The following is a 6,832-nucleotide window of genomic DNA, read 5'->3' as shown; positions in this document are numbered from 1 at the left end:
CCGCCCGTCCGGATTGCTGGGCCGGCCGCAGGCGCCGAGCCGCAGCTACGGCGAGATGGAAGAACCGCTGCGGCCCGCGAGCAAGCTGTACACCATCATCGGCGCGGTGCTTCTTGTCGCGCTGATCGCCTTGCCGCTGCTGTTGTCCGGTCTGCCGTACATGACCGTGCTGGCGATCGACCTGATGGTGGCGGCACTGTTCGCGGCCAGCCTGCATTTCATAATGGGCCCGGCCGGCATGCACTCCTTCGGGCATGCGGCGTATTTCGGTCTCGGCGCGTATGGCGCGGCGATCCTGGTGCGCAGCCTGCAGCTGCCGATGGAAGTCGCGCTGGTTGCCGGTCCGCTGGTGGCTGCCGCGGGTGCGCTTCTGTTCGGCTGGTTCTGCGTGCGCCTGTCGGGCGTCTACCTGGCGATGCTCACGCTGGCCTTTGCGCAGATCACCTGGGCCATCAGCTACCAGTGGGATGCCGTCACCGGCGGCAGCAACGGCCTGACGGGCGTGTGGCCGGCGTCGTGGCTGTCGGACCGGACCGCCTACTACTACCTCACGCTCGCCATTGTTGTCGCCGGCGTTCTGCTGCTGCGGCGGACACTGTTCTCGCCGTTCGGGTATGCGATGCGGGCCAGCCGCGATTCGGTGCTTCGGGCCGACGCCATCGGGATCGATGTGAAGCGGCTGCAATGGGTCGCATTCGTCATCGCCGGCCTGGCCGCCGGCGTGGCGGGCAGCTTGTTCGCCTTTTCAAAGGGCAGCATTTCGCCGGAAACCCTGCATGTCGGCAGGTCGGTGGACGGTATCGTGATGGTGATGCTCGGCGGCATACAAACCCTGGTCGGGCCGATCGTCGGCGCGGTCACCTTCGGTTGGCTCCATGACACGGTGGCGCGCAGCACCGACTACTGGCGCGCCATGCTGGGCGGCATCATCCTGTTGCTGGTGCTGCTTTTCCCGCAGGGCATCGCCGGCTATATCCGCCAGCTGTCCAACAACCTGGCTGACCGCAAGGCCGGCTCCAAGGGAGTGCACTGATGAGCCTCATGACGGTAAACAACCTCGGTAAGTCCTTCGGCGGCGTCAAGGCGGTCGACGGCATCAGCTTCGACCTTGCCGCCGGCGAATTGCTTGCATTGATCGGCCCCAACGGCGCCGGCAAATCCACCACCTTCAACATGGTGAACGGCCAGCTCAGGGCGGATGCCGGATCGATCAAGCTCGACGGAAAGGAACTGGTCGGGCTCAAGCCGCGCGAGATCTGGCGGATGGGCGTCGGCCGCACCTTCCAGATCGCCGAAACCTTCGCGTCGCTGACGGTGGTGGAAAACGTCCAGATGGCATTGATCTCGGCGGACGGAAAACTGTTTTCGATGTGGCGCAAGGCGGCCGCGCACAAGCGCGAGGAGGCGCTCGCGCTGCTTGACCAGGTCGGCATGGCGGCGCAGGCGGACCGCCCGTGCAGCGTGCTGGCCTACGGCGACGTCAAGCGCGTCGAGCTCGCCATCGCGATGGCCAACAAGCCAAAACTGCTATTGATGGACGAGCCGACCGCCGGCATGGCGCCGAAGGAGCGCAATGAACTGATGGCACTGACCAAGAAGCTGGTCACCGAACGCGACATGGCGGTGCTGTTTACCGAGCACAGCATGGACGTGGTATTCGCCTACGCCGACCGGATGATCGTGCTGGCCCGCGGGCGCCTGATCGCCGGCGGTGCGCCGCATGAAATCCGTGACCATCCGAAAGTGCAGGAAGTCTACTTCGGCACCGGGAAGACATTCGAGAAGAACAGGAAGAAGGAGGCCGTTTGATGCAGACGACGCTGTCAACGCAGGCAACGCACACCGCGGCGGCTGGGACCGTGAATGGCGCGGCGAAGGAAAAACTGCTGGACGTCAAGGGGCTGAATGCCTGGTACGGCGCCGCGCAGATCCTCTTCAACGTCGACCTCAACGTCCGCCGGGGCGAGGTAGTGGCGTTGATGGGCCGCAACGGCGCCGGCAAGTCGACATCCCTGAAAGCCATCATCGGGCTGCTGCAAAAACGACGCGGCGAGATCAATTTCATGGGCAAGGACATTTCCACCGCCCAGCCGCACGACATCGCGGCGCGCGGCCTCGGGTTCGTGCCGGAAGACAGGCGCATCTTCACCGACCTGAGCGTGATGGAAAACCTCGACGTCGGTCGGCAGCCGCCCCGCCATTGGCCGGACGGCTCGCCCGCGCCGGCATGGAACCCGGAGCGTCTGTTCAAGCTGTTTCCCAACCTCGGCGAAATGCCGAATCGGCCGGGCGGGCGCATGAGCGGCGGCGAGCAGCAGATGCTGACCATGGCGCGCACGCTGATGGGCAATCCCTACCTCGTGCTGCTGGACGAACCGTCGGAAGGCGTGGCGCCGGTGATCGTCGAACAGATGGTGCTGATGATCCTGGAGATGAAGTCGGAGGGTGTCAGCATCCTGCTGTCGGAACAGAACATGCATTTCGCCGAACTGGTATCGGACCGCGCCTACGTCCTTGAAAAAGGCCAGATCCGGTTCGAGGGATCGATGGACGAACTGGCCGCGAACGAATCGGTCCGGCAGGCCTACCTGAGCGTATGAGGCACCACCCGCAATGAGCAATCCGCCTTTGTCGCTGACGGTCAACGGCGAGCGGCACAGCCTCGACGTGCCGGGCGATGCGCCACTGCTGATGGTATTGCGCAACGACCTTCAGCTCAACGGACCAAAGTACGGCTGCGGACTCGGCCAGTGCGGCGCCTGCTCGGTGCTGGTCGACGGCAAATGCGCGCGGGCCTGCGTCATTCCGGTACGCGGCGTGGCAGGCCGGCATGTCACCACGCTGGAAGGGCTCGGCAATGTGCAATCGCCGCATATCGTGCAGCAGGCGTTCATCGAAGAGCAGGCCGCCCAGTGCGGCTACTGCCTCAATGGCATGATCATGGCGACAGTCGCCTTGCTGAAGGCCAATCCGCGCCCGACGGACACGGAAATACGGGATGCGCTGGCGCACAACCTCTGCCGTTGCGGAACGCATATCGAGATCCTGCAGGCGGTGCATCGCGCGGCCCGCCGTCTTGCGGAATCCAAAGAGGCACAGCGATGAGCCGGCGCGCGGATACCCCGGCGAGCCGGCGGGATTTTCAAGATGCCGTGGGCGTACTGCTGATCACCCGCGAACCGCCGCCGCCCCCGCCGCCGGTGAAGGGCCAGCCTGCGGCCGTGCCCGGCAATCCCGCCGAGGGTGTTGAAATCCTGATCGCGGTATGGGACGACGGCAGCGTCACCGCGCTCAACGGCCACGTTGATCTCGGCACCGGCATCCGTACCGCGCTCGCCCAGATCGCCGCCGAGGAACTGGATGTCCCGATGGACCGGATCAACATGGTCCTTGGCGACACCACCCGCGCGCCGAACCAGGGTGCAACCATCGCCAGCGCATCGATTCAAATCCACGCCGTGCCGCTGCGCATCGCCGCCGCGCAGGCGCGTACCTGGCTGGTGGCGCAAGCTGCCGAGCGACTTGGCGTGCATGCCGCCGAACTCGCCGTCGACGCCGGCATCGTGTCGGTGCGCGGCCAGGCGGAGCGGGCGATCAGTTATGCCGAGCTGGTGCAGGGGCGGCACGTCGAACTCCTGCTCGATGCCGGAACGCCGATCAAGCGCCCGGAAGATTACAAGCTGGTCGGCCAGAGCATGCCTCGTGTCGACATTCCCGCAAAAGCGACAGGCGAACTCACCTTTGTGCACGATCTGCGCGTGCCCGGCATGCTGCATGGCCGCGTCATCCGCCCGCCCTATGCCGGTGCCGACCACGGCGACTTCATCGGCAATACCCTTGAATCGGTCGATGAGCAGTCGATCGCCCATATTCCGGGCATCGTGGCGGTGGTCACCATCGGCGATTTCGTCGGTGTCGTCGCGCAGCGCGAAGAGCATGCCGAACAGGCAATGCGCGAGCTGGTGGTGACGTGGAAGGATTGGCCGGCGCTGCCCAATCTGGCGAACCTCGAAGTCGCGCTGCGCAACAATCCATCCACCCGCAGGGTGGTGGCGGAGCAGGGCGACGTCGATGCGGCACTGGCGAACGCGGCGGTGCGCATGGACCGGACCTATGTCTGGCCTTACCAGCTGCATGCATCGATCGGTCCGTCGTGCGCGGTTGCCGACTGGCGTTCCGACCGCATGACGGTATGGGCAGGCAGCCAGAATCCGCACGTGCTGCGTGCCGATCTCGCCAAGCTGATGGATCTGCCCGATGTCGCCATCGATGTCATCCGCATGGAAGCCGCCGGCTGCTACGGGCGCAACTGCGCCGACGATGTCGCCGCCGACGCGGCGCTGCTGTCCCGCGCGGTCGGCCATCCGGTACGCGTGCAGCTTACCCGCGAGCAGGAACACCAGTGGGAGCCGAAGGGCGCGGCCCAACTGATGGAAGTGCGCGGCGGACTGAATGCCGACGGCAGCGTGGCCGCCTATGACTTCCAGACCTCGTATCCATCCAACGGCGCGCTGACGCTGGCCCTGCTGCTGACAGGCAAGGTCAGCCCGGGCGCGGTTGCCTACGAGATGGGCGACCGCACCTCGGTGCCGCCCTACGACTATCAGAATCTGCGCGTGGCCATCAACGACATGGCGCCCATCCTGCGCGCCTCGTGGCTGCGCGGCGTCTCGGCCTTGCCGAATTCCTTCGCCCATGAAAGCTATATCGACGAGCTGGCCGCCGAGGCGGGCGTGGATCCGGTGGAATTCCGGCTGCGTTACCTGAAGGATGACCGCGCCGCCGAACTGGTACGGGCCACCGTTGAACGCGCCGGCTGGCTGCCGCATACAAAGCCGCAACAGCAACCGCCCGACGGTGATTTCCTCAAGGGACAGGGTTTCGCCTATGCGCGTTATACGCACAGCCGCTTTCCCGGCTTCGGCGCCGCGTGGGCGGCCTGGGTGGCCGACGTGGAAGTCAACCGCAACACCGGCGAAGTGCATGTGCGCCGCGTCGTGGTGGGGCAGGACGCCGGGCTGATGATCAATCCGGCGGGCGTCAGGCAGCAGATCCACGGCAATGTCGTGCAGACAACCAGCCGTGCCCTGAAGGAAGAAGTGCAGGTCGACAGCCGCAAGAATACCGTCGTCAGCAAGGAATGGGGCAGCTATCCGATCCTGAACTTCCGCGAAGTGCCGGTCATCGACGTGATGATGATGCAACGGCCGGACCAGCCGCCGCAGGGCGCCGGCGAATCGTCATCGGTGCCGGGAACGGCCGCCATCGCCAACGCGATTTTCGATGCCACGGGCGTGCGATTCCGCCAGCCGCCGTTCACCGCGGAAGTGGTCAAGGCCGCATTGCATCCCCCGCCTGCCGAGCCGGCGAAACCGCCACGCACCCGGCGACCGTGGTGGGCCATTGCGGGTGCACTGGTGGCCGGCCTCGGCGCGGCGGCTTTCGGCATGCGGCCGGCCATTCCCGAGGTGGCGCGGATCGACCCGTCGATCTACACGGCGGAAACCATCGAACGCGGCCGCCGCCTCGCCGCCGCCGGCGACTGCACCGTCTGCCATACCGCGCCCAATGGCGCGCGCAATGCCGGCGGCCGCGCGCTCGACACGCCGTTCGGCAAGATCTACACCACCAATCTCACGCCCGATCCGGAAACAGGCATCGGCAAATGGTCGTTCACCGCCTTCCAGCGTGCGATGCGGGAAGGCATTTCGCGTGACGGCCGGCATCTGTATCCGGCGTTTCCCTACACCTCGTTCACCAAGGTGACCGACGACGATCTGATGGCGCTCTATGCCTACCTGATGACGCAGCCGCCGGTACGCACCGAAGTGCCTGAAACGAAGCTGGCGTTTCCCTTCAGCGTGCGGCCGATGATGGGCTTATGGAACGCGCTCTACCTCAAGCCCGGTCCCGATGCCGCGGACCCCGCGCGATCGGCGCAATGGAATCGCGGCGCCTATCTCGTCAACGGCCTTGGACATTGCACCGCCTGCCACACGCCGCGCAATGCACTCGGCGCGGAAAAAGCCGGCAGGCACTATCTGGGCGGCGCGGTGATCGACGGCTGGGAAGCGCCGCCCCTCACCTCGATCACCCACGCGCCGGTGCCGTGGACCGAGCAGGAGCTGTTCCGTTATCTGCGCTACGGCCATACTGAACATCACGGCGTCGCCGCCGGTCCGATGATGCCGGTGGTGCAGGAACTGGCGACCCTGCCGGAACAGGATGTGCGGGCGATGGCGCACTACCTCGCGTCATTCAATGCGGCGGGCACGGGGCAGGATGCGCAAGCCGCTGCCGGCGAACTCGTCGCCGCCGCCAAGGTCCGCGCCGGCCGTGTCATCGATGCCGACAGCCGCCTTTTCTCGACCGCCTGCGGAAGCTGCCATCACGACGGCAACGGTCCGGCATTGCTCGGGCTGAACAAGCCATTCGCCTTGAACAGCAACCTGCACAGCGGCACGCCCGACAACCTCGTGCAGGTCATCCTCAACGGCGTGCCGGAGACGGTGAGCAGGGACGGCGGTTACATGCCGGCGTTCAAACACAGCCTGAACGACGAGCAGATCGCCCGCATCGCCGGCTATATGCGGCAGCGTTATGCGCCCGACAAGCCGGCATGGAACGGTATCGAGCAAACCGTCGCCAAGTTGCGTGCCGCACACGAATAATTCATCTCACGGAGACCATCATGGCATCATCGAAAGTGCAATTCCACTGGGACGACCCGCTGCTGCTGGACCAGCAGCTGACATCCGAAGAGCGCGCCGTGCGCGACGCCGCCCACGCCTACTGCCAGGACAAGCTGCAGCCGCGCGTCCTGGAAGCGTTC

General features: G+C 65.8%; 5 protein-coding genes and 1 pseudogene. All 6 read left to right on the top strand.

The features are described 5' to 3' along the window. Nucleotides 1-1,033: branched-chain amino acid ABC transporter permease (locus VGU61_RS18360; protein ID WP_326860689.1), on the top strand; the 1,033-nt coding region annotated here is incomplete at its 5' end. Next, nucleotides 1,033-1,809: an ABC transporter ATP-binding protein gene (locus tag VGU61_RS18355; RefSeq protein ID WP_326860688.1), complete on the top strand. Its 777-nt coding sequence runs from the start codon at nucleotides 1,033-1,035 to the stop codon at nucleotides 1,807-1,809. The genes VGU61_RS18360 and VGU61_RS18355, both read left to right, overlap by 1 nt. 11 nt (nucleotides 1,810-1,820) lie before the next feature. Further along, entirely contained in the window at nucleotides 1,821-2,600 is a 780-nt protein-coding gene (locus tag VGU61_RS18350) for an ABC transporter ATP-binding protein (protein WP_414691660.1), read from the top strand. 13 nt (nucleotides 2,601-2,613) lie between these two features. Beyond that, nucleotides 2,614-3,105 carry a (2Fe-2S)-binding protein gene (locus VGU61_RS18345; protein WP_326860685.1) on the top strand — a complete coding sequence of 164 codons (492 nt, stop codon included), beginning with the start codon at nucleotides 2,614-2,616 and terminating at the stop codon, nucleotides 3,103-3,105. Continuing rightward, complete coding sequence (locus VGU61_RS18340; protein WP_326860684.1) at nucleotides 3,102-6,671, top strand: molybdopterin cofactor-binding domain-containing protein; 3,570 nt, start codon at nucleotides 3,102-3,104, stop codon at nucleotides 6,669-6,671. The genes VGU61_RS18345 and VGU61_RS18340 overlap by 4 nt, the downstream gene beginning before the upstream one ends. A gap of 20 nt (nucleotides 6,672-6,691) precedes the next feature. Further along, a pseudogene (locus tag VGU61_RS18335) lies at nucleotides 6,692-6,832 on the top strand (acyl-CoA dehydrogenase); the annotation flags it as partial.

It is taken from the genome of Noviherbaspirillum sp. (assembly GCF_035944575.1).
Taxonomy (GTDB): domain Bacteria; phylum Pseudomonadota; class Gammaproteobacteria; order Burkholderiales; family Burkholderiaceae_D; genus Noviherbaspirillum.
This window is presented reverse-complemented; position numbering and strand designations above follow the sequence as displayed.

Bases quoted from the DNA above. Each gene is read 5' to 3' on its own strand.
- VGU61_RS18355 (WP_326860688.1), top strand. From the start codon at position 1,033: ATGAGCCTCATGACGGTAAACAACCTCGGTAAGTCCTTCGGCGGCGTC.
- VGU61_RS18345 (WP_326860685.1), top strand. From the start codon at position 2,614: ATGAGCAATCCGCCTTTGTCGCTGACGGTCAACGGCGAGCGGCACAGC.
- VGU61_RS18340 (WP_326860684.1), top strand. From the start codon at position 3,102: ATGAGCCGGCGCGCGGATACCCCGGCGAGCCGGCGGGATTTTCAAGAT.